Source organism: Bradyrhizobium frederickii (assembly GCF_004570865.1).
Classification (GTDB): domain Bacteria; phylum Pseudomonadota; class Alphaproteobacteria; order Rhizobiales; family Xanthobacteraceae; genus Bradyrhizobium; species Bradyrhizobium frederickii.
Window position 1 is genome coordinate 195,642 of the sequence record NZ_SPQS01000005.1, and the last position, 23,419, is coordinate 219,060.

The following is a 23,419-nucleotide window of genomic DNA, read 5'->3' on the forward strand; positions in this document are numbered from 1 at the left end:
GCCTCCCGGCGCATCCCGGAATGACGACGGGAAATGTGGCAGTTCCTCGCCCCACGCGGACAACGTGGAAAACCTCGTCTCTCCGGCCAAAGCGATAGGAGCAGGTGCCGAAATTTTGTAGGTTGCGCCGCCCATGACGATGCAACAGCCGATCCAAGCACCCCCCGCCGACGAAGCGCCCGCACCGCCGGCGGAAGCCGCCGCGCGCGTCACGCCGATGATGGAACAATATCTGGAGATCAAGGCGGCGCATCCGGGCCTCCTGCTGTTCTACCGGATGGGCGATTTCTACGAATTGTTCTTCGAGGACGCCGAGATCGCCTCCAAGACGCTCGGCATCGTCTTGACCAAGCGCGGCAAGCATCAGGGCGCCGACATCCCGATGTGCGGCGTGCCGGTCGAGCGCTCCGAGGACTATCTGCACCGCCTGATCTCGGCCGGTCACCGCGTCGCGGTCTGCGAGCAAACCGAGGATCCTGCCGCTGCGAAAGCGCGCGGCAACAAGAGCGTCGTCCGCCGCGGCGTGGTGCGGCTGGTCACGCCGGGCACGCTGACCGAGGACACGCTGCTCGACGCGCGCGCCAACAATTACCTGCTGGCGATCGCGCGCGCGCGCGCCTCCGGCGGCGGCGATCGCTTCGGTCTTGCCTGGATAGACATCTCGACCGCCGAGTTCATGGTCACCGAATGCTCCAGCGGCGAGCTCGCCGCGACGCTGGCGCGCATCAACCCGAACGAGGCGATCGTCACCGACGCGCTCTATAACGACAGCGAGCTCGGACAGACCCTGCGCGAGCTGCCGGCGGTGACGCCGCTGACCCGCGACGTCTTCGACGGCGCCACCGCCGAGAAACGACTGTGCGACTATTTCGCGGTCGCGACCATGGACGGGCTGGCGCAGCTGACGCGCCTCGAGGCCACCGCCGCGGCCGCCGCAATCACCTATGTCGACCGCACTCAGGTCGGCAAGCATCCGCCGCTGTCGCCGCCCGCGCGCGAGGCCTCGGGCGCGACCATGGCGATCGACCCGGCCACGCGCGCCAATCTCGAGCTGACGCGGACGCTCGCCGGCGAACGCCGGGGATCGCTGCTCGATGCGATCGACTGCACCGTGACGTCGGCGGGCTCGCGCCTGCTGGCGCAGCGGCTGGCAGCGCCGCTGACGGATGCGCCGGCCATCGCGCGCCGGCTCGATGCGGTCAGCACCTTCGTTGCCGATTCAGCCGCGCGCGAGGACATCCGCAGCATCTTGCGCGGCGCGCCCGACATGTCGCGGGCGCTGGCCCGTCTTTCGGTCGGTCGCGGCGGGCCGCGCGATCTCGCCGGCATCCGCGACGGCATCATCGCCGCGGACCAGGTGCTGACGCGGCTCTCTGAACTGGATGAGCCGCCGCAGGAGATCGCGGCGGTGATGGCAGCGCTGCAAAGGCCGTCGCGCCAGCTTGCGGCGGAATTCGCCAGCGCGCTGGACGAGCAGCTGCCGCTGATCAAGCGTGACGGCGGCTTCGTTCGCCAGGGCTATGAGCCTGCCCTCGACGAAGCGCGAAACCTGCGCGACGCCTCGCGCCTGGTGGTGGCCTCGATGCAGGCCCGCTATGCCGACGCGACCTCCGTCAAAGGCCTCAAGATTCGCCACAACAACGTGCTCGGCTATTTCGTCGAGGTCACCGCGCAGCACGGCGACAAGCTGATGTCGCCGCCGCTGAACGCGACCTTCATCCATCGCCAGACGCTGGCAGGGCAGGTGCGCTTCACCACCTCCGAGCTCGGCGAGATCGAGGCCAAGATCGCCAATGCCGGCGACCGTGCGCTCGGACTGGAGCTCGAGATTTTCGAGCGGCTGTCGGCGAAGGCCATGGCAATCAGCGACGATCTGCGCGCCGCCGCCCACGCTTTTGCCTTGCTCGACGTCGCGACATCGCTCGCAAAACTCGCGGTCGACGATAATTACGTGCGACCGGACGTGGACGATTCGCTCGGCTTCGCGATCGAGGCCGGCCGCCACCCCGTGGTCGAGCAGGCCCTGAAGCGCAATGGCGAGCCGTTCATCGCCAATGCCTGCGATCTGTCGCCGGCGCCCGGCCAAAGATCCGGCCAGCTCTGGCTGCTCACCGGTCCCAACATGGCCGGCAAATCGACTTTCCTGCGCCAGAACGCGCTGATCGCGCTGCTCGCCCAGATCGGCAGCTTCGTGCCGGCCGCGCGCGCGCGGATCGGCATCGTCGACCGGCTGTTCTCGCGCGTCGGAGCCGCCGACGATCTCGCTCGCGGGCGTTCCACCTTCATGGTGGAGATGGTCGAGACCGCGGCGATCCTCAATCAAGCCGGCGAGCGCTCGCTGGTGATCCTGGACGAGATCGGCCGCGGCACCGCGACGTTCGACGGCCTCTCGATCGCCTGGGCCGCGATCGAGCATCTGCACGAAAGCAACCGCTGCCGCACCCTGTTCGCCACGCACTATCACGAGCTGACCGCGCTCTCGGCCAAGCTGCCGCGGATGTTCAATGCCACCGTGCGGGTGAAGGAGTGGCAGGGCAATGTCGTGTTCCTGCACGAGGTGCTGCCGGGCTCGGCCGACCGCTCCTACGGCATCCAGGTGGCCAAACTCGCCGGCCTGCCGCCGGCGGTGATCACGCGCGCGAAGTCGGTTCTCTCCAAGCTGGAGGCACAGGACCGCGGCCAGACCGCGCGCGCGCTGGTGGACGACCTGCCGCTGTTCGCCGTGCCCTCGCGCGCCGCAGCGGAAGCCGCCCCGCCGAGCGAGGCCGAGCTGCTGATGGCAGCGGTGAAGGCGCTGCACCCCGACGAGATGTCGCCACGCGAGGCGCTGGATGCGCTCTATGCACTGAAGGCCAAGCTGCCGAAGCAGTGATGGTGCCGGAGAGCCGCAATGCCGTAGTGCCGTAATGTGGGCAAAGCGACTTATCCGCCGTAGCTCGAAGAGCGAAGGCGGAAGCGTGCCCACCAATAGCAAAATGAAAGCACAGAGATGGTGGGCACGGCGCGCAAGGGCGCGCCTTTGCCCACCCTACGATTCCTGCGTGCTACGCCCTCGATGCGATCGCCGCCGCTTCCGCCGCCGCCCGCTGCATGCTGGTCGACATCTCGTTCGTCACGGTGCTCTGCTCCTCGATCGCCGCGGCCGTCGACGTCACGTATTCGCTGACATTGTTGATGGCCTGCTTGATCGAACCGAGCGCGCTGACGACGTCGCCGGAGATGCCGTTGAGGCTGCCGATCTCCGCACCGATCTTGTCGGTGGCCTGCTTGGCCTGGTTGGCGAGGCTCTTGACCTCCGAGGCGACCACCGCGAAGCCGCGGCCGGCTTCGCCCGCGCGTGCCGATTCGATCGTGGCGTTGAGCGCGAGCAGGTTGATCTGTCCGGTGATGTTGTTGATCAGCTCGACGATGCCGCTCATCGCCTGCGCGGCTTCAGTGAGGCGCTGCGCCTGGGCGTCCGCGGTGGCGACCTGATCCACCGCACTCATCGCGGTCTCGCGCGATTTGGTCATCGCCTCGGAGATCTCCCGCACCGAGGCGTTCAATTCCTCCGAACCTGCGGCGACCGATTCCATCATGCCGCGCACGCGCTCGTTGCCCATACGGACCAGCACCTGCTTGGTGACATCGGTGGCGTATTTCACGACCTTGAACGGCTTGCCGTTGAGATCCATGATCGGATTGTAGGAGGCCTGGATGTAGACCTCCTTGCCGCCCTTGCCGATGCGCTTGTATTCGGCCGCCTGGTATTCGCCGCGGTTGAGCGCCGCCCAGAACTCGCGATAGGCACCGCTGTCGCGCTCGCTCGGCTCGACGAACATGCTGTGATGATGGCCCTTGATCTCGGCCAGCGAATAGCCGAGCGCGCCGAGGAAGTTGGCATTCGCGGTGATGATCGTGCCGTCCATGTTGAACTCGATCACGGCCTGGGCCTTGTCGATCGCCGCGATCTGGCCGGCGAGATCGGCGTTCTTCAGCTTCTGCGCCGTGACGTCGGTCGCAAATTTCACGACCTTGAAGGGCTTACCATTCTCGTCGAAGACCGGATTGTATGAGGCCTGGATCCACACTTCCTTGCCGCCTTTGCCGATGCGCTTGTATTCGGCGGCCTGGTATTCGCCTCGGTTGAGTGCCGCCCAGAACTCGCGGTAGGCGGCGCCATCGCGCTCTGAAGGCTCGACGAACATGCTGTGGTGCTTGCCCTTGATATCGGCCAGCGAATAACCGAGCGCGCCAAGGAAGTTGGCGTTGGCAGTGACGATCGTACCGTCCATGTTGAACTCGATGACCGCCTGCGAACGGTTGGCGGCGGCAACTTGCGCTCCGTAGTCGAGATTCTGCAGACGGACCGAGGCGTCGGACCATTCTACCACAACTCCCGCTCGGCCGCCGTCGTCGTTCTTCACGGGAGTTGCAACGAGGTCGAATTTCCGATCGCCGACCTGGATCATCGCGCGATGCACGCTGTTGAGGCTCGCAAGCATCTGGCGCTGATGCTGCGGGTTCTTGTGAAACACGTCGATGTTGGTCCCGACGAGCGTGTCTACATTGAAGTGCGGCAGCTCCTTCTTGAGATCGGCCTCGGCTGCTCGAAGCAAATCCGTCACAGCGTTGTTCATGTAGATGATCTTGAGGTCGTTATCCGCAACCATCAGATTGGCGCTCACGACCTTGGCCGCCATCAACGTAACTGCGTCGGTATTCGATTTGCGCTTGAACATGATCTCTCCAATATCGACCCGGTTGTACTGCACTCCGTAAACTTACGGAGCGAGAAGGATATGCTTTACGCGGGACGGGAATTAACGAGACAATTGTAGAGAACAAGTTCAAACAAACTTCTAATATGTGTATCGGAAACACGCCGCGACGTCGCAGCCCACCTCGATCACGGCTGTTGATATTTGGAAATCATCAGCGACGTCTCACGCGAGAAGATCGAGATCCCGCTTATGTTCGCGGCATTTAGTGCAGTCGCGAACTTGACCGCCGCCGCGACGCAATCCCGATGCACCACAGCGTGAAATTCCAAGCAACGCAGGTGCCGAGCGCGAGACACAGACCGACGCTCGATCCGAACGACACCACCGCCACGTGCAGGACTGCGATTGCCGCGCCGAATCCGAGCAGGCCCCAAGCGGAGTTGGCGAGCACGGCGGCTGTCGGCGGGCCGCCGATGCGCGGATGCAGGATCACCATGATGCTGGAGAACACGACGGGATACAGCGCGATGATGCCGCTGATGCGGGGACCGACCCAGCCCGAGGTCGAGACCACGATGGCGACAAGCATTGCCACCAGCGCAGCCCGCATCGGAACGTCATACCAGCGGCGCGTCACCAGCGGCATCTTCACGTGGCGGTAGCCGGCTAGGAGCGGAATGCAGATGCCGAAGGCGATCAGGTTCGCGGCCAGCCCGGCGGTGAGCGGCCAGTCGAACTGACGGACGATCGATGCAAGCACGATCCAGACCGCGACTGCGCTGCCACAACTCACCAGAAGATTGTACCGCTGCGCCAGCACGACATAAGTGAGGCACATGAAGATGGTTGCCGCATTGATCGGAAGACTCGCCAGCGCGCCCTGCGCGATGAAGGCGGCGTCGTGATCGAGTGCGAGGAAGACGTAGGACGGACCGGCTGAGATCGGCAGGGTCGCGACCAGCGCTCCGATCACCGGTCCCGCGCGTTCGGTGATGATCGACGCCGTCACGACGAACGTCGCCGCGATCGCCATGCGCAGGAGCAGGAAGAGGATGAAGTGAAGGTCGGGTGACATTCTGTCTGTCATTGCGGGCGCGCGAAGCGCGAGCCCGGAATCGATAACCACAGGCCGTACAGATTCAAGAGCTGAAGCAACGACCGTCTGAAATCACGACGGCCTGGGGTTGGGTCTCGGCTCGCCCCAAGCGGCGCGCTCCGGGGCGGCACCGATCGTGGAGTAGCGACCTTCGCCTCACATCCGCTGCATCGACACCGAGACCTTCGGGCCGTTCTTGATGGTCTGGTAGACGACACAATAGCGCTCGGTCAGCTTGAGCAGGAGATCGAGCTTGTCCTGCGGCGCGTCGGTGTCGACCTCGAAGCGCAGACGGATCTCGGCGAAGCCGACCGGGGTTTCCTTGTCGATGCCGAGCGTGCCGCGGAAATCAAGATCGCCCTCGGCAAAGACATTGCCGGTCTTCAAGGGCACCTCGATCGCGGTCGCAACCGATTTCAGCGTGACACCGGCACAGGCGACCAAGGCTTCGAGCAGCATGTCGCCGGAGCAGAGCTCGAGACCGGAGCCGCCGGTGGCCGGATGCAGGCCCGCCATTGCGATCGCGCGGCCGGTCTCGACCTTGCAGGCGATGCCTTCGCTGTCGGTGGAGCCCTTGGCTTTCAGTGTGATCAGCGCGGTCTTGGGATCGGTCTTGTAGCGCTCCTTGATCGGAGCCTGCATCTGGCGCAGTTGGGCGGCGTCCATCTTGTTCTCTCCCGGCACATCGCGTCTGACGAGCGGTATAGAAGGCTATCCGTTTCGTGTCAGCCCATGATTGATGGAAGCTGCCATGAGCAACCGGAACTCAGACCCGAAACTCCAATCTATTCATGATGTTACAGACCCCTATCAAGAGCGGCGCAGCGACCCTCCCATCTGGGTAACCAGGTTCATCTGTCGACCTCTCACGAAGTCTCGTGACAGCGCCCGTCACCTCTTATATCCGGTGAGATATGGACAGCGTCGCGACTGAGCATAGGGCCGAGGTGGACGATCGTTTCGACACTGCGCGGATCACCGCCGCGGTCGATGCGCTTGTCGAAAAGCATCAGGGGCGCGAAGACGCGTTCCGCACCGCCATGGCGCAATTGCTCAAGGCCGAGCTGATCGCAGCGCGCACCGCGGCACAGGAGATCCTTTTGAAGGACCGCCACGGCCGCCGCTGCGCCGAGCGGCTGTGTCACGTCCAGGACGAGATCATCCGCATCCTGTATTCGGCGGCGACCCGTCATCTCTACCGCTCGCCGATCCCGAGCGGTGCCGAGCGCATGGCGGTGGTCGCGACCGGCGGCTACGGCCGCGGCCTGATGGCGCCCGAATCCGACATCGATCTGCTGTTCATCCTGCCCTACAAGCAGACCGCCTGGGGCGAGCAGGTGGCGGAGGCCATCCTCTATTGCCTCTGGGACATGGGCTTGAAGGTCGGTCATGCCACGCGCTCGGTCGACGAGTCGATCCGGCAGGCGCGCGGTGACATGACGATCCGCACCGCGATCCTGGAGACGCGCTTCCTCACCGGCGACAGGCCGCTCTATGACGAGCTGGTCGCGCGCTTCGACAAGGAGGTGGTGCAGGGTACCGCCTCGGAATTCGTCACGGCAAAGCTCGCCGAGCGCGAGGAGCGGCATCGCCGCGGCGGCCAGTCGCGCTACCTGGTCGAGCCCAACGTCAAGGACGGCAAGGGCGCCCTGCGCGACCTGCACACGCTGTTCTGGATCGCCAAATACGTCTACCGCGTGCGCGACACCAGCGAGCTGGTCGAGCGCGGCGTGTTCGACGCGCAGGAATATCGCAGCTTCCGTCGCTGCGCCGATTTCCTCTGGTCGGTGCGCTGCAATCTGCATTTCTACTGCAACCGCGCCGAAGAGCGCCTCTCCTTCGATCTCCAGCGCGAGATCGCGGTGCGGCTCGGCTATACCTCGCATCCCGGCATGCAGGACGTCGAGCGCTTCATGAAGCACTACTTCCTGGTCGCCAAGGAGGTCGGCAACCTCACCGCCATCCTCTGCGCCAAGCTCGAGGACCAGCAGGCCAAGCCTGCGCCGGTCCTGAGCCGGATGATGGCGCGGCTGCGGCCGACCGCGGTGAAGCGGCGCGTCCCCGACAGCGACGACTTCATCGTCGACAACAACCGCATCAACGTCGCCGCGCCCGACATCTTCAAGCACGATCCGGTCAATCTGATCCGCATCTTCCGCCTCGCGCAGAAGAACAATCTCGCCTTCCACCCGGATGCGATGCGCGGCGTGACGCGTTCGCTGGGCCTGATCAACGCGCAGCTTCGCGAAAATCCCGAGGCCAACCGGCTGTTCATGGAGATCCTGACCTCCGACAACGCCGAGATCGTGCTGCGGCGGATGAACGAGACCGGCGTGCTCGGCCATTTCATCCGCGCCTTCGGCAAGATCGTCTCGATGATGCAGTTCAACATGTATCATCACTACACCGTCGACGAGCACCTGATCCGCTGCATCGGCTTCCTCCAGGACATCGAGCGCGGCGGCGCCGAGGAGTTCGCGCTCGCCAGCGATCTCATGCGCAAGACGAGGCCCGAGCACCGCGCGGTGATCTATATCGCCACGCTGTTGCACGACGTCGCCAAGGGCCGGCCGGAGGATCACTCGATCGCCGGCGCCAAGGTGGCGCGCCGGCTCTGTCCGCGGCTCGGCTTCAGTCCGGCCGACACCGAGCTCATCGCCTGGCTGATCGAGGAGCACCTGACCATGTCCACGGTCGCGCAGTCGCGCGACCTGTCGGACCGCAAGACCATCGAAAATTTCGCCGCCGTGGTGCAGTCGGTCGAGCAGATGAAGCTCTTGACCATCCTGACCACCGCCGACATCCGCGGCGTCGGTCCCGGCGTGTGGAACGGCTGGAAGGCGCAGCTTTTGCGCTCGCTGTACTACGAGACCGAGCCGGTGCTCACGGGCGGCTTCTCGGAGGTCGATCGCGGCAAGCGGCTCGCGGCTGCCTATGCCGAATTCCGCATGGCCTTTGCCGAATGGCCGGCGGACGAGCTCGATGCCTATATCGGCCGGCACTATCCGGCCTATTGGCTCAAGGTCGAGCTGCCGCGCAAGATCCGTCACGCCCGCTTCGTCCGCTCCAGCGAGCAGGCCGGCCACAAGCTCGCGATCAATGTCGGCTTCGACGAGGTGCGCGGCGTTACGGAGCTGACGATCTTTGCGGCCGACCATCCCTGGCTGCTCTCGATCATCGCCGGCGCCTGCGCCTCGGCCGGCGCCAACATCGTCGACGCCCAGATCTACACCACGACCGACGGCCGCGCGCTCGACACCATCTCGATCTCCCGGGAATACGACCGCGACGAGGACGAGGGACGGCGCGCCACCCGCATCGGCGAGATGATCGAGGACGTGCTGGAAGGCAAGCTGCGGCTGCCGGAGGTGGTGGCGCGGCGCACCGTGCGCAGCAAGGCGAGGCCCTTCGTGATCGAGCCGGAAGTGACCATCAACAACCAATGGTCCGACCGCTACACGGTGATCGAGGTCTCCGGCCTCGATCGCCCCGGCCTGCTCTACGAGCTGACCACGGCGATCTCGAAACTCAACCTCAACATTGCGTCAGCCCACGTCGCGACCTTCGGCGAGCGCGCGCGCGACGTGTTCTATGTCACCGATCTCCTGGGCGCTCAGATCAACGCGCCGACCCGCCAGGCCGCGATCAAGAGCGCGCTCACCCATGTGATGGCTGGCGAAAAAGCGGTTCAGCCGGCGGCGTGAGGTTTTTCGCCATTCCGGGGCGCGTCTCTCTCCGCTCGTCATTCCGGGGCGATGCGAAGCATCGAACCCGGAATCCATCGAGCCACTGGTTGCACGGATAAATGGATTCCGGGCTCGCGCTACGCGCGCCCCGGAATGACGACGGAGAGCGCGAGACCTAAACCTCCACGCCCTCGTGCCTTAGCAGCCACCTCTTGCGCTCCAGCCCGCCGCCATACTTCACCAGCGAGCCATCCGCGCCGATCAGCCGGTGGCACGGCAGCACGACGCTGATCGGGTTGGAGCCATTGGCATGGCCGACGGCGCGAATCGCTTTGGGCATCTCGATCTTTGCGGCGAGCGCGCCGTAGCTCATCGTGGTGCCGGCAGGGATTTGCGCGAGCGCAGTCCAGACCTTCTGCTGAAATGCCGTGCCGGCGATGCGCCACGCGATGCCCGGGAGCTGGCCGAGATCGCCTTCGAAATAGCCTGACAGCGCGGTCCGCATGGCCGCGGGCGCGGCCTGGTCGCTCAGCTGGACCACACCGTAATGCAGGCGCAAAAGCTCGCGCATGCGGTGCTCGTAGTCCTCCCAGTCGAGTGCGCGCAGGGCGCCTTCGGCATCGGTAACGAGCAGCGCTATGCCGATCGGCGTCGTCAGGCGATCGAGGCCGAAGCTTGCAGGAGGTTTGGTTGATTGGCTGGCCATTGCGGCACCATTGCATCGAAACACGCCCGTCGCACTTGCCATGCCGGCCATGCTAACGTCCACCCGAAAGCTGACGCTTTGGGGGAGCTCACCTTGATCCTGATCGCCAATGTCCTGGTGGCGCTGGTTGCCGCGCTGCACGTCTTCTTCCTGATTCTGGAGATGTTTCTCTGGAACAAGCCGCAGGGCCTGAAGGTGTTTCGCAACACGCCGGAGAAGGCCGAGATCACGAAGGTGCTGGCCGCCAATCAGGGCCTTTATAACGGCTTCCTCGCCGCCGGCCTGGTCTGGGGTCTCGTCCACGGCAATCCGGCCTTCGCATTCCAGATCAAGGCGTTCTTCCTGCTTTGCGTGATCGTGGCCGGCGCCTATGGCGCTGCGACTGTCAGTTCACGCATCCTGATGGTGCAGGCGCTGCCGGCGGTGATCGCGCTGGCTGCGTTGTTCCTGGCTTAGTTTCTGGCCTGAGACGCTACGGCGCAGTGTCGCGATCCTTGCGCGGCGCTGCGCCTTCCTCCACAATCTTCGGCAGCGATGGCGACCGTTGCAATCAACGGAGAAAGACCATCGGCCGAAAATTCCGTCAGGAGGAACAACCAAATATGAACAATCGCAGGGTCTTCCTAGCTGCCACGGCAGCGCTCGCCTTCGCGTTCTCCGCGAGCCAAGCCTTCGCCCAGAAGAAATACGACACCGGGGCGAGCGACACCGAGATCAAGATCGGCCAGACCGTGCCGTTCTCCGGCCCGTATTCCGTCTATGCCAATATCGGCAAGACCCAGGCCGCCTATTTCAAGATGATCAACGATCAGGGCGGCATCAACGGCCGCAAGATCAATCTGATCCAATATGACGACGCCTACTCGCCGCCGAAGACGGTGGAGCAGGTGCGCAAGCTGGTCGAGGGCGACGAGGTGCTGTTCACCTTCCAGCTGATCGGCACCGCGGCCAACGCAGCCGTGCAGAAGTACCTTAACGGCAAGAAGGTCCCGCAACTCCTCGCCTCGACCGGCGCCGCGCGCTTCAACGATCCGCAGAACTATCCCTGGACCATCGCCTACAATCCCAATTACGTGTCCGAGGGGCGGATCTACGCCAAGTACATTCTCAAGGAGCATCCCAACGCCAAGATCGGCGTGCTCTACCAGAACGACGATATGGGCCGCGACTATCTGGCGGGGCTCAAGAGCGGGCTCGGGGACAAGGCCGCCAGCATGATCGTCGGCGAGGTCTCCTACGAGGTCACCGACCCGACCGTCGATTCGCAGGTGGTCAAGCTGAAGTCGATGGGGGTTGATCTGTTCTTCGACGCCTCGACGCCGAAGTTCGCGGCGCAGGCGATCAAGAAGCTCGCAGATCTCGGCTGGACTCCGGTGCACATCCTCGACATCAATGCGAGCCCGGTGTCGGCAACGCTGAAACCGGCCGGCCTCGATATCTCCAAGGGCATCATCTCGACCAATTACGGCAAGGACCCCGGCGATCCCCAGTGGAAGGACGATCCCGGCGTGAAGGCCTTCTTCGCCTTCATGGACAAGTATTTCCCCGAGGGCGACAAGCTCAATACCGTCAACACCTACGCCTATTCGGTGGCCGAACTGCTGGTACAGGTCATGAAACAATGCGGCGACGATCTGACGCGCGAGAACGTGATGAAGCAGGTCGCCAACATCAAGGGCTACACACCAAGCCTGGCGCTGCCCGGGATCAAGATCACCACCGGCCCCAATGACTACCGCGTCAACAAGCAGATGCAGATGATGAAGTTCAACGGCGAACGCTGGGAGCTGTTCGGACCGATCATCGAGGACACGGGCCCCTCGGGCTAGGACGCAACTTCCTCAGCGACGTCATGCCCGGGCTTGTCCCGGGCATCCACGTTCTTGGCCAAAGGGAAGCCGTGGATGGCCGGGTCAAGCCCGGCCATGACGATCGAGAGAGCTTCCTACCTGGCGTTCAGGTCGGTATCTCCCCGAAATTCTTGCCCACCGGCAGCACGGCATGCCGGATCAGCCGCGAGTCCTCCACGGCTGCCTGCCGATGCTTCACCGCCTCGCGATAGACGGGGTCGCGGATCATCTCGACGAAGGCGGCGACGCTTGGATATTCGGCGATGAAGCAATGGTCCCAGCGTTCCTGCTGCGGACCGATCAGCATCAGCTCGAACTTGCCCTGCCAGACGATGCGGCCGCCCAGGCGCTCGAACACCGGGCCGCTCTCGCGGCCATAGGCGGCGTAGGCTTCCGCCCCGCTTGCCTTGCGTCCGTCCGGATAGGCCGCCTCCTTGCGCAACCGCACCAGGTTGAGCATGTGGATCGGGCCGGGACGGTCGTTCTCCCGGAACTGCGCGAAGATCTCCTTGGTCGGGTCGATATGGCCCATGAGCGCTCCCTCTTCTTCTTTATGGCGACGATCCTAGCTCCGCCGGCAAAAGAGCGGAACTGCGAGGTGCGAATGCCCCACCTCCTAATCGCGCGTTAACCTCGGGGTAACCGGGCCTTAAACAGCGACCGCTAGCGTGCGGCGGGGCGGGCTGACTGGGCGTTTGCGTATGGCGTGGGGAAAGAAAAAGGGTGGGCGGAAGGAGCCGCTGTTCGGCTTGCCCGCAGCGCTCGCCGACCTGCGCCTGACCGCGGCGGATCGCATTCCCGGCGGCGGCGACGACAAGCCGAAGAAATCAGCCAAATCATCCGCCAGGCGCAAGGGCGAGGATGCCGGCGACGAGCCGCCGCGCGAGCGCAAGGCGCCGGCCGGCCGCAGTGGGGCCAAGCGGCGCGCGAAGTCGCGCGGCGGGTTCGGCCTCGGCCGTCTCGTCTATTGGGGCGCGGTGCTGAGCCTGTGGGGCGCGATCGCGGTGGTCGGCGTCGTGATCTATGTCGGCGCCCATCTGCCGCCGATCCAGTCACTGGAAATCCCCAAGCGCCCGCCGACGATCCAGATCGTCGGCATCGACGGCAGCATGCTGGCGCAACGCGGCGAGATGGCCGGCGCCAATGTCGCGCTGAAGGACCTGCCGTCTTATCTGCCGAAAGCGTTCATCGCCATCGAGGACCGCCGTTTCTATTCGCATTTCGGCATCGATCCCGTCGGCATCCTGCGCGCCCTCGTCACCAACGTGCTCCATCGCGGCGTCTCGCAGGGCGGCTCGACGCTGACGCAGCAGCTCGCCAAGAACCTGTTCCTGACCCAGGAACGCACCATGGCGCGCAAGCTGCAGGAGGCGGAGCTCGCGATCTGGCTGGAGCGCAAGCATTCCAAGGACGAGATCCTGGAGCTCTATCTCAACCGCGTTTATTTCGGCTCGGGCGCCTACGGCGTCGAAGCCGCCGCGCAGAAATATTTCGGCAAGTCGGCCAAGAACGTCACGGTCGCCGAAGCGGCAATGCTGGCCGGCCTCGTCAAATCGCCGTCGCGCCTCGCACCGAACCGCAATCCCGAAGGCGCCGAAGCACGCGCGCAGATCGTGCTCGCGGCGATGGCCGATGCAAACTTCATCACCGACGCGCAGGCCAAGGCCTCGATCGGCCATCCCTCCTACAACGTGAAGCCGGCCGGTGCCGGCACCGTCAATTACGTCGCCGACTGGATCGGCGAAGTGCTGGACGACCTGGTCGGCCAGATCGACGAGAGCATCAAGGTCGAGACCACGATCGATCCGAAGCTGCAAAGCGTGGCGGAAGCTGCCATCATCGACGAGCTCGCGGCCAAGAGCGTGAAGTTCAACGTCAGCCAGGGCGCACTGGTGGCGATGACGCCTGATGGCGCCGTGCGCGCCATGGTGGGCGGGCGGAACTATTCCGAGAGCCAGTACAACCGCGCGGTGACCGCCAAGCGCCAGCCGGGTTCCTCGTTCAAGCCGTTCGTGTACCTGACGGCGCTGGAGCAGGGCCTGACGCCTGACACGATGCGCCAGGACGCGCCGATCGAGGTCAAGGGCTGGAGACCCGAGAACTACACCCATGAATATTTCGGCGCGGTGACGCTGACCCAGGCGCTGGCGATGTCGCTCAACACCGTCGCCATCCGTCTCGGCTTCGAGGTCGGGCCGAAGAACGTGGTGCGCACCGCGCACCGGCTCGGCATCTCCTCCAAGCTCGAGCCCAATGCCTCGATCGCGCTCGGCACGTCGGAAGTCTCGGTGGTCGAGCTGGTCGGTGCTTACGCGCCGTTCGCCAACGGCGGCTTCGCGGTCGCGCCGCATGTCGTCACGCGGATCAGGACGCTGAGCGGCAAGCTGCTCTACATGCGCCAGCCGGAAGAGCGCAATCCGGTGATCGATCCCCGCTATGTCGGCATGATGAACGCGATGATGCGGGAGACGCTGATATCGGGCACCGCCAAGAAGGCGGAGATCCCGGGCTGGCCGGCGGCCGGCAAGACCGGCACCAGCCAGGATTATCGCGATGCCTGGTTCATCGGCTACACCGCGAGCCTCGTCACCGGCGTCTGGCTCGGCAACGACGACAACTCGCCGACCAAGAAGGCCACCGGCGGCGGCCTGCCGGTGGAAGTCTGGTCGCGCTTCATGAAGACCGCGCACGAAGGCGTGCCGGTGGCCAACTTGCCGAGCGCACCGGGCGGCTGGGGGCTGTCGAACCTCGCGCAGGCGGCCTCGCAGGTGTCGCCGCCGACAGCGATTGCGCCCGCCCCGGCAGCCGCCAACAATGGCGGCTATCGCCCGCCGCCTCCCACGCGCGCCAATGTGCGGCCGGAAGCGGCGGCAGGGCTCGACGGCTGGCTGATGGACCGGCTGTTTGGCGGGAATCGATAGGCGCGGCTTGAGGTTTCGATGACCTCGAAACAAGAACTGCGAAAACAACCTCATGCACAGTAGCCGAGGATAATGAATTCAACGGCTTGCGCAGGCAGCGCAGAGCCTGAAGCGCGCGCTTCATCACTTCGGCAATTCCTGCCCAGCGCGGCAAGATCGACCGCGACCCACGCATGGCTGAAGGGAAAAACACCAATCTCTTCAAGCACCCGTCTTCGGCCCGGGATTTGCTCTCATAAATTGAGCAGGGACCTGGGAGCGTTCGATGATTTCAAATATATCCGGTGCGGCGTTGCCTCATCTGCGGCCCGCATCAACTCCCGCGTCGAATGCGGCATCGGGTCTCCAACCGGTGGTACCGGACGCGACTGACGCTGCGACCAGCAGCTTCCGGATTGACGTCTCGCAAGTCAAGCCGCTGTCAGGTGCCAAGGTGATATCGGCGGCGGACAATGCCCACCTGCGCGACCTCCTGGCAACGAACTGGCTGAGGACTCACGACGCGAGTGCGACGCAACCGGTCGCCGCAGACAACGCACCGGAGAACACCTACGCTCAGGTCAAGGTTGACGGCAAGGTGGTGGCCACGTTGTACAATGGCGGGTCCTCGGTGATGACCAACCAGGCCGCGGCGAAGGTCGGCAAGCTCGAGGATCCTCCCGGCTTGAGCGGGCCGGACCTGGCGCAATGGCGGGCCGACAGATACGCCGAGCTGCTTGGCGGCACCGTCGAGAAGGCCTCCACGGCCATCACGCAATCGCAATGGACGCCGCGCGAGAGCAGGCCCACGACATATAGTCGCGAGCAACTCGACGCGGCGTTCCAGGCGATGGTGGCGGAGGGTCAGACGGCTGGCGCGCAGCAGCAATCAGCCTATCTGGCCTCACGCGCGCAGGCGGGAACGAGTGCGGATTTCAGTGCATGAGGGTGGTTTGAAACCGCCCCGCTCTCTGCTGTCACTTACCGCGAAAGCGGGCATCCAGTACACCACCGCGCCCCGGCTCAACAACAATCGTCTCTGGAATACTGGGTCGTCCGGTCAAGCCGGACGACGACAGCGAGTGATAGGCGGGTAGTGAGAGCCTAGTCCTCGACCCCGTACCGGTGCAGGTCGTTGCCGTAGGTGTCGAGCCACTTCTTGGCGCGCTCCATCGACGGGCAGACTTTTCCGCATACGCGCCAGAACCGCGCCGAGTGGTTCATCTCGACGAGATGGGCGACTTCGTGGGCGGCGAGATAGTCGAGCACGAAGGGCGGCGCGAGGATCAGGCGCCAGGAGAACGACAGCGAACCGGCCGAGGTGCAGGAGCCCCAGCGGCTGGACTGATCGCGGATCGAGAGGCGCTTGACCCTGACACCGAGCTCGGCGGCGTAGGCCTCCGCCGAACGCTGCAGATCGCGGCGCGCCTCGCGCTTGAGGAAGTCGCTGACGCGGCGATCGACATGTTCGAGCCCACCGGCGACGCAGAGGATGCGTTCACCGCTATCGCGCATCTCGGTCCACACCGTGCCGCGCGTGCCGGCGCGATGAACGATGCGATGCGGCGTGCCACGGAGCGGTATCACCGTGCCAGACTGGAACGGCGCGGCCTTCGGCAAGCGACCGAGACGCGCAGCAATCCAGGCGCCGTGACGCTGCGCAAAGTCCTTCGCTTCGGCGAGCGTGCCCCGCGGCGGCATGGTGAGGATGGCTTCGCGATCGCTCGGATGAATCCTGAGCGTATAGCGGCGCGCGCGTCTGTGCCGGCGCAATCGGATGGCAAAAAATTGCGATCCGTGGGTGATGACGAGGGTCTTCGGTTCGTGGGGCCGCCGATAGAGGAGTGCGCGAGTGGCCATGTCTGTCAGTCCGGGGGGCAGGAGGGCGCCCGGATTCTGCCATAACCGCCGCCATGGGAAGCGCTCGGCGCAAAAACAAATCATTTGCCCAATATACAGCGGTCAGGCGACCGGGAGACCCTACAGACTGGGGTTGGAACCGGCTTTTTTCGCCCTCGCTGGATGCATGCGACACCCCCAAGGGGTGAGTACTGACTCACTCCTACGGAGCTACCTAAATACCGCGAATCTGGCGGGAACTCGCCCCCGCCGGGGCCTTCGGCCAAGCCTGGATTCTCGACCGGAAAGCCGAAAACGAAGCCTATTCGGCTGCGCGCGCCTGCAATGAGCTCGGATTGGCCGCCGAGACCATGAAATCATGAATCCGCGGCACGATTTCCGACTTGAAGCGCGAGCCGTTGAACACACCGTAATGTCCGACGCCCTTCTGGACGTAATGAACGCGGCGATGCTCGGGGATCGAGCTGCACAAAGTGTGCGTTGCTTCGGTCTGACCGAGACCGGAGATGTCGTCGTTCTCGCCTTCGACCGTCATCAACGCAACGCGCGTCACCTTGGAGGGATCGACGCGTGTTCCGCGATGGGTCATCTCGCCCTTGGGCAGCGAGTGCTTCACGAACACGGTGTCGACCGTCTGCAGGTAATATTCGGCGGAGAGGTCCATCACCGCGAGGTATTCGTCGTAGAACTCGCGGTGCTTATCGACGAGGTCGCCGTCGCCTTTCACCAGATTGGCGAAGAGCTGCTTGTGGGCGTCCATGTGCCGGTCGAGATTCATGCTGATGAAGCCGTTGAGCTGCAAGAATCCCGGATAGACGTCGCGCATCATGCCCGGATGCGGGAACGGCACCTTGGTGATGACGTGGTTGCGGAACCAGTCGATGCCGCGCTCCTGGGCGAGGTTGTTCACCGAGGTCGGATTGCGACGGGTATCGATCGGGCCGCCCATCAGCGTCATCGAGATCGGCACGAACGGATCGCGCCGCGCTTCCATGATCGAAACCGCGGCGACCACGGGCACCGAGGGCTGGCACACCGCCATGACGTGGGTGTTGCCGCCGAGCACGTGCAGCATCTCGATGACGTAATCGATGTAATCGTCGAGATCGAAGCGGCCGTCGCTGAGCGGCACCATGCGGGCATCGGCCCAGTCGGTGATGTAGACCTCATGCGCCGGCAGGAAGGCCTCGACCGTTCCGCGCAGCAGCGTCGCGTAATGACCGGACATCGGCGCCACGATCAGCACGCGCGGCTGCGGACTACGCAAGGGCCGCGCGAACTTGCGATCGAAGTACAGCAGCCGGCAGAACGGTTTTTCCCAGACCGAGCGGATCTCGACGGGAACGCGGATGCCGTTGACCTCGGTGTCGTTGAGACCCCATTCCGGCTTGCCGTAGCGACGCGTGGTACGCTCGAACAATTCGCAGGCCGCGGCGACCGACTTGCCGACCTCGGTGCGCGCCCAGGGATTGAGCGGATTCTGAAACAGCAGCTTGGTCGCGTCAGTGACGGCGCGCGCCGGATTGAGAGAGGCGTGCGCCATCTCGTACATCCAGTACATCGGCGTCGTCAGGACCGGACTGCCTTCAGCCGCCAGGGGCGGCGCGCCGCCAAACTCACCAATAGGCATTGTTATATTCCTCTTCGCATCGCAGCATACTGCCGAATGCGTAATATTGCGTCAATGCATGGTTCCGTACATCTACGTAAGAGAAACGGTAAAACCAGCCTGAATCCACGGGAAAGTGACGCTATTCGCCGCTCGAGAGCAGCGAGCCGTGTTTTCTGGCGCTGCGCAAAAGGGCAAGGAATGCCCCAAAAGATGCAACGAGAAGCGCGGCATTGATGGCCAATGCATCCAGCATCAGGTCGGCGCGAAAGGTGTTTTCGATCAGCAGCGCGCGCATTCCTTCGAACACGTAAGTCGGCGGCAGCGTCCAGGCGACGTATTGCAGCCAAGCCGGCAGCACGCTGACCGGATAGTAGATGCAGGCGAGCGGCATGATCGCGAACATCAGGGTCCAGACGATGCTCTCGGCGCCAAGGCCGTTTCGCAGCACGAGACCCGAGACGAAGATGCCGACCGACCAGCTCGTGAAGATCAGGTTGCAGAAGAACGCGATCAGCGGCAGGCCGAGCGCATAGACGTTGAAGTGAAACAGGAACAGCGCCAGCAGCGTCATCGGGATCACCCCGATCGCGAGCCGGATCAGGCTCATGACCATCAGCGACAACAGAAACTCGATCGGCTTGAGCGGGCTCATCATGAGGTTGCCGAGATTGCGCGCCCACATCTCTTCCAGAAACGAGATGGAGAAGCCGAGCTGGCCGCGGAACAGGATGTCCCAGAGGATGACGGCGCCGATCAGCGTGCCGCCGGCGCGCGCGAAGAAACTGGCGTTCTCGGCGATGTAGAGCTGGAGGAAGCCCCAGGTGATGACCTGCAGCGCCGGCCAGTACAACAGCTCGAGCAGGCGCGGCCAGGACGACAGCAGCAGGTACCAATAGCGCAGGATCATCGCGCCGATACGGTGCACGGAGATGCCGTGGTGGAGGGAGATGTCGGTCATGGGGCAAACCCGTAGCCCGGATGGAGCTTCGTCATTCCGGGGCGCGCGGAGCGCGAGCCCGGAATCCATAACCGCAGGCGGCGGCTGCGGGACGAGGCTGATAACTCCCGGTCTTCGCCAAATCCAGCCCTGTGGTTATGGATCCCGGGCTCGCGACTATGTCGCGCCCCGGGATGACAGGATCGATCCGGGCTAAAATTGCGGCTCCCCCTCACCGCGTCGCCTCCTTCGCGCCGTTCACCCGGCCGCGCGCGACGTCGAGAAAAACCTCCTCCAGCGTGGTGCGGTTGTAGCGGGCCATGATCGCCTCGGGCGTGTCGTCGTCCTCGATGCGGCCGCGCTTCATGATGATGACGCGGTCGCAGAGCCGCTCGACCTCGAGCATGTTGTGCGACGCCAAAAGGATGGTGGCGTTGTTGTCCCTGCGATAGCGCTCCAGATGCGCCCGCACCCAGTCGGCGGTATCGGGGTCGAGCGAGGCGGTCGGCTCGTCCAGCAGCAAGAGCTCGGGCTGGTTGATCAGCGCCTTGGCAAGCGCGACGCGGGTCTTCTGCCCGGCGGACAGCTTGCCGTTGGCACGATCGATGAAGTCGGTGAGATCGAGATCGTCGGCGAGCTCGGCGATGCGCCCGGCGAGGTTATTCACCGCATAGAGCCTGCCGAACACGGTGAGGTTCTGCCGCACCGTGAGCCGCATCGGCATGTCGACATAGGGGCTTTCGAAGTTCATCCGCCCCAGCACCGCGGCGCTCTCCTCGGGCATTCGATGGCCGAGCACCTGCACGCGGCCGGAGGTCGGCAGCACCAGGCCCATGATCATCGCGATGGTCGTGGTCTTGCCGGCGCCGTTGCCGCCCAGAAGCCCGGTGATGCTGCCGCGCGGCAGCGAAAAGGAGATGTCGTCGACGGCACGGGTCTGCTTGTAGACCTTGACGAGATGATCGACCGCGATCGCCGCGGACAGGCTGCGATCCGCGACAGTCGGCCGGCTTGAAGCGTCGTCATTCTCGGTCATGCTGACCGTTCTTCTGCTATTGCGGCAGGGAGCGCAAGGCTTGTAATCCGGTGGTTCCGCGAGCCCAGCGTTTGTGACTTTGGAAGGCGCCGCCACATTGGCCGATATGACCGAAATTGCCGCTTCGAGCTTCCGCCACGCGCAGCGGCATATCCGCCTGGACACGATCCTGCGGCTGCGCTGGCTCGCGGTGCTGGGCCAGCTCGCTGCGATCTTCATCGTGGCGCAGGGGTTGGAATTCAACGTCGAGATCGTCCCCTGCGTCAGCATCATCGCCTTGTCGGCGGCGGTGAATCTGGGGCTCCAGACCGCGGCCAACCCGATGCAGCGGCTGGAGCCGGTGCAGGCGGCCGGCCTGCTCGCACTGAACATCGTGGAACTGGCCGGCCTGTTGTATTTCACCGGCGGCTTGCAGAACCCGTTCTCGTTCCTGTTCCTCGCGCCGGTGCTGATCTCGGCCACGGCCCTGCCGGCGCGCTTCACCTTCGGCCTCGGCGTGCTTGCGGTCGCCTGCGCCTCGGTGCTGTTCTTCTTCCACCTGCCGCTGCCATGGGATTCAGACGATCCGCTGGTGCTGCCGCCGATCTATCTCGTCGGTGTCTGGCTTTCCATCGTGCTCGCGATCGGCGTCACCAGCCTCTACTCCTTCCAGGTGACCGAAGAAGCGCGCAAGCTCGCGGACGCGCTGGCCGCGACCGAGCTGGTGCTGACGCGCGAGCAGCATCTGACCCAGCTCGACGGCCTTGCCGCTGCCGCCGCGCACGAGCTCGGCACGCCGCTCGCCACGATCTTCTTGATCTCGCGCGAGCTGGAAAAGACGGTGAAGGACGCCAGCATCGCCGCCGATCTGAAGACGCTGCGCGAGCAAACCCAGCGCTGTCGCGACATCCTGAGCAAGATCACCCAGCTCTCCCCCACCGGTGCGCCGTTCGACCGCATGAAGCTGTCGGAGTTGATCGAGGAGGTGGTGGCCCCGCACCGCGATTTCGGCGTCGAGATCAAGGTGCGGATCGCGGTCGCCGTCGTGACCGAACCGGTCGGTTCCCGCAATCCGGCGATCCTCTACGGTGTCGGCAACATCGTCGAGAACGCGGTCGATTTCGCTCGCACCACCGTCGAGGTGAACGCGTGGTGGAATAAGGACATCATCGAACTCGTGATCTCCGATGACGGTCCCGGCATTCCCCCTGATATCCTGAACCGGATCGGCGAGCCCTATCTGTCGCGGCGGCGAACCGTGGACGACGGCGGAGGTGAACGACGCGGCCTCGGATTGGGCGTGTTCATCGCGCGCACATTGCTCGAACGCACCGGCGCCAAGGTCTCGTTTACCAACCGGACCTTTCCGGAACACGGTGCCGTGGTCCAGATCAGTTGGCCGCGACAACGATTTGAGACTATCGAGACCCTGGAAGAAACAATAGGATAGGGCATGATCCGGAAAGGCACTCAGCGGTTTTCCGACACGATCATGCTGAAAGCGAGAATCGCAAGCGCGATGAGGATTCATCGCGCTTGAGGCCGCGACCTTGCGTCGCACAACGGGGCCGATCGACTATCGGCGGCCTTGGCACCGCCCGATAGCAAGGCCATATGTCAACGCGCTGGAGAGAGGACCAAACCTTGAACGCCATCGCCGAATTGAACGAACAGGCCGACCGCTCGCTGCTCATCGTGGAGGACGACAAGCCGTTCCTGGAGCGCCTGTCGCGCGCCATGGAAACGCGGGGCTTTACGGTGACCTCCTGCGATACCGTCTCGGACGGACTTGCGCAGATCGGCAAAGCCGCGCCCGCATTCGCCGTCGTGGACCTGCGGCTGGGCGACGGCAACGGCCTCGACGTGGTCTCGGCGCTGAAGAAGAAGCGTCCGGATGCGCGCGCGATCGTGTTGACCGGTTACGGCAACATCGCCACCGCCGTTACCGCGGTGAAGATGGGCGCGGTCGATTATCTCTCCAAGCCCGCGGATGCCGACGACGTGGTCGCGGCGCTGCTGTCGACCAACGCGGAGAAATCCGAGCTGCCCGCCAACCCGATGTCGGCGGACCGCGTGCGCTGGGAGCACATCCAGCGCATCTATGAGATGTGCAACCGTAACGTCTCCGAGACGGCGCGCCGGCTCAACATGCACCGCCGCACCCTGCAGCGCATCTTGGCCAAGCGCGCGCCAAGGTAACGGTGTCGTAGGGTGGGCAAAGGCGCAAAGCGCCGTGCCCACGATCTGTCAGGGTTGGATGGAGATCGTGGGCACGCTTCGCTTTGCCCACGCTACGGCAGCTCGACTGCTGCTACTCCCAAAATTCCGCGTGGCCTTGCGGATCGACCAGCCGGTTGATCCGCAGCGCTGCCGCCATTCCAAACCGCACCGTCATCTGCTTGCGCGTGGCGGCGGCGAGCTTGTGCTCGGGCGCTTCGCAATGCAGGTAGGCGCCATAGGCGTCGGCGACGATCAGGCCGGTGTCTTGCGGAAAGATCTCGCACGGCAGGTCCTGCGTGAAGGCGAAGAACAACCGGTCGCAATGGGCGCGGTATTCGTGCCATTTCTGGTCGGCACGCAGATCCTCCACCGACGATTTGATCTCGACGATCCAGATCTCGCCGCGTTCGTTCAGCGCCACCAGATCAGCGCGCCGGCCCGAGGGCAGCGGCAATTCGCTGATGCAGGAGAAGCCGAGCGAGCGCAAAAGCCGCGAGGTGCCGCGCGCGATCGCGAGCGCCGTCTCGGATTGGCGGCGGTCGGGCGGTGGAACGAGGGAGAGGTTGCGGGCAGTGCTGTCCATGGCGGGGAGGATAGCCGATTCCGTTCTACCCGTCATTCCGGGCGCGCGAAGCGCGAGCCCGGAATCCATAGCCACAGGGAGTGGTGTGAGGCGCCGCGGGCAGCTCCGAAGCGTCGCAAAACTCCTTCCCGTGGTTATGGATCCCGGGCTCGCGCCAAGTGCGCGCCCCGGGACGACAGCGAGGGTGGAGCGGGAACCTCCCCTTCCCCACGCACTTATCACGCAGCCGCCGGACCTCGGCGGAACCCCGA

At 64.5% G+C, this 23,419-nt stretch carries 18 protein-coding genes; 8 read left to right on the forward strand and 10 right to left on the reverse strand.

Features of this window, described 5'->3' with window-relative positions; all coding sequences use genetic code 11:
• The first annotated feature begins 133 nt into the window (after positions 1-133).
• Positions 134-2,872 (forward strand): DNA mismatch repair protein MutS, encoded by a 2,739-nt coding sequence (gene mutS / locus E4K64_RS10710; RefSeq protein WP_135163478.1) that lies wholly within the window; start codon positions 134-136, stop codon positions 2,870-2,872.
• 172 nt (positions 2,873-3,044) lie between these two features.
• On the opposite strand, the gene E4K64_RS10715 is transcribed toward mutS, so the two are convergent.
• The 3 genes from E4K64_RS10715 to E4K64_RS10725 all read right to left on the reverse strand — a co-directional run bounded on the left by E4K64_RS10715 (position 3,045) and on the right by E4K64_RS10725 (position 6,465).
• Positions 3,045-4,721 (reverse strand): methyl-accepting chemotaxis protein, encoded by a 1,677-nt coding sequence (locus E4K64_RS10715; protein ID WP_135163479.1) that lies wholly within the window; start codon positions 4,719-4,721, stop codon positions 3,045-3,047.
• Between the two features lie 244 nt (positions 4,722-4,965).
• On the reverse strand, positions 4,966-5,778 hold the full coding sequence (locus E4K64_RS10720; protein ID WP_135163480.1) for a hypothetical protein: 813 nt from the start codon (positions 5,776-5,778) through the stop codon (positions 4,966-4,968).
• 177 nt (positions 5,779-5,955) lie between these two features.
• The gene (locus E4K64_RS10725; protein ID WP_135163481.1) at positions 5,956-6,465 is read right to left on the reverse strand and encodes an OsmC family protein; all 510 of its coding nucleotides are present in this window, start codon (positions 6,463-6,465) and stop codon (positions 5,956-5,958) included.
• A gap of 248 nt (positions 6,466-6,713) precedes the next feature.
• Between E4K64_RS10725 and E4K64_RS10730 the strand changes: the two genes are divergently transcribed.
• Entirely contained in the window at positions 6,714-9,503 is a 2,790-nt protein-coding gene (locus E4K64_RS10730; protein ID WP_135163482.1) for a [protein-PII] uridylyltransferase, read from the forward strand.
• Positions 9,504-9,660: 157 nt separating this feature from the next.
• Here E4K64_RS10730 and E4K64_RS10735 read toward each other — a convergent pair whose 3' ends face one another.
• Positions 9,661-10,191 (reverse strand): methylated-DNA--[protein]-cysteine S-methyltransferase, encoded by a 531-nt coding sequence (locus E4K64_RS10735; RefSeq protein WP_135163483.1) that lies wholly within the window; start codon positions 10,189-10,191, stop codon positions 9,661-9,663.
• Positions 10,192-10,290: 99 nt separating this feature from the next.
• Between E4K64_RS10735 and E4K64_RS10740 the strand changes: the two genes are divergently transcribed.
• Both E4K64_RS10740 and E4K64_RS10745 read left to right on the forward strand, forming a co-directional pair.
• Entirely contained in the window at positions 10,291-10,647 is a 357-nt protein-coding gene (locus E4K64_RS10740) for a DUF1304 domain-containing protein (protein WP_167771952.1), read from the forward strand.
• Positions 10,648-10,793: 146 nt separating this feature from the next.
• Positions 10,794-12,020: an ABC transporter substrate-binding protein gene (locus tag E4K64_RS10745; RefSeq protein ID WP_135163484.1), complete on the forward strand. Its 1,227-nt coding sequence runs from the start codon at positions 10,794-10,796 to the stop codon at positions 12,018-12,020.
• Between the two features lie 127 nt (positions 12,021-12,147).
• Here the strand turns inward: E4K64_RS10745 and E4K64_RS10750 are convergent, their stop codons facing one another.
• Entirely contained in the window at positions 12,148-12,573 is a 426-nt protein-coding gene (locus E4K64_RS10750) for a DUF1330 domain-containing protein (RefSeq protein WP_135163485.1), read from the reverse strand.
• 169 nt (positions 12,574-12,742) lie between these two features.
• On the opposite strand from E4K64_RS10750, the gene E4K64_RS10755 reads away from it, so the two are divergent.
• Together E4K64_RS10755 and E4K64_RS10760 are read left to right on the forward strand one after the other, a co-directional pair.
• The gene (locus tag E4K64_RS10755; RefSeq protein WP_135163486.1) at positions 12,743-14,962 is read left to right on the forward strand and encodes a transglycosylase domain-containing protein; all 2,220 of its coding nucleotides are present in this window, start codon (positions 12,743-12,745) and stop codon (positions 14,960-14,962) included.
• 265 nt (positions 14,963-15,227) lie between these two features.
• Entirely contained in the window at positions 15,228-15,887 is a 660-nt protein-coding gene (locus E4K64_RS10760; protein ID WP_135163487.1) for a hypothetical protein, read from the forward strand.
• A 158-nt stretch (positions 15,888-16,045) separates the two neighbouring features.
• Here E4K64_RS10760 and E4K64_RS10765 read toward each other — a convergent pair whose 3' ends face one another.
• The 4 genes from E4K64_RS10765 to E4K64_RS10780 all read right to left on the reverse strand — a co-directional run bounded on the left by E4K64_RS10765 (position 16,046) and on the right by E4K64_RS10780 (position 20,386).
• On the reverse strand, positions 16,046-16,885 hold the full coding sequence (locus E4K64_RS10765) for a M48 family metallopeptidase (RefSeq protein WP_135163488.1): 840 nt from the start codon (positions 16,883-16,885) through the stop codon (positions 16,046-16,048).
• Between the two features lie 217 nt (positions 16,886-17,102).
• Complete coding sequence (locus tag E4K64_RS10770; protein ID WP_135163489.1) at positions 17,103-18,431, reverse strand: polyhydroxyalkanoate depolymerase; 1,329 nt, start codon at positions 18,429-18,431, stop codon at positions 17,103-17,105.
• Positions 18,432-18,552: 121 nt separating this feature from the next.
• Entirely contained in the window at positions 18,553-19,371 is an 819-nt protein-coding gene (locus E4K64_RS10775; RefSeq protein WP_135163490.1) for an ABC transporter permease, read from the reverse strand.
• Between the two features lie 211 nt (positions 19,372-19,582).
• Positions 19,583-20,386, reverse strand: coding sequence for an ABC transporter ATP-binding protein (locus E4K64_RS10780; RefSeq protein ID WP_135163491.1), 804 nt, complete (start codon positions 20,384-20,386; stop codon positions 19,583-19,585).
• Between the two features lie 106 nt (positions 20,387-20,492).
• Here E4K64_RS10780 and E4K64_RS10785 point away from each other — a divergent pair, with 106 nt between their 5' ends.
• Together E4K64_RS10785 and E4K64_RS10790 are read left to right on the forward strand one after the other, a co-directional pair.
• Entirely contained in the window at positions 20,493-21,815 is a 1,323-nt protein-coding gene (locus E4K64_RS10785) for an ActS/PrrB/RegB family redox-sensitive histidine kinase (RefSeq protein WP_135163628.1), read from the forward strand.
• A 194-nt stretch (positions 21,816-22,009) separates the two neighbouring features.
• Positions 22,010-22,564: an ActR/PrrA/RegA family redox response regulator transcription factor gene (locus E4K64_RS10790; protein ID WP_164718531.1), complete on the forward strand. Its 555-nt coding sequence runs from the start codon at positions 22,010-22,012 to the stop codon at positions 22,562-22,564.
• A gap of 112 nt (positions 22,565-22,676) precedes the next feature.
• Here the strand turns inward: E4K64_RS10790 and E4K64_RS10795 are convergent, their stop codons facing one another.
• Complete coding sequence (locus tag E4K64_RS10795; protein WP_135163492.1) at positions 22,677-23,168, reverse strand: MmcB family DNA repair protein; 492 nt, start codon at positions 23,166-23,168, stop codon at positions 22,677-22,679.
• Between the last annotated feature and the right edge of the window lie 251 nt (positions 23,169-23,419).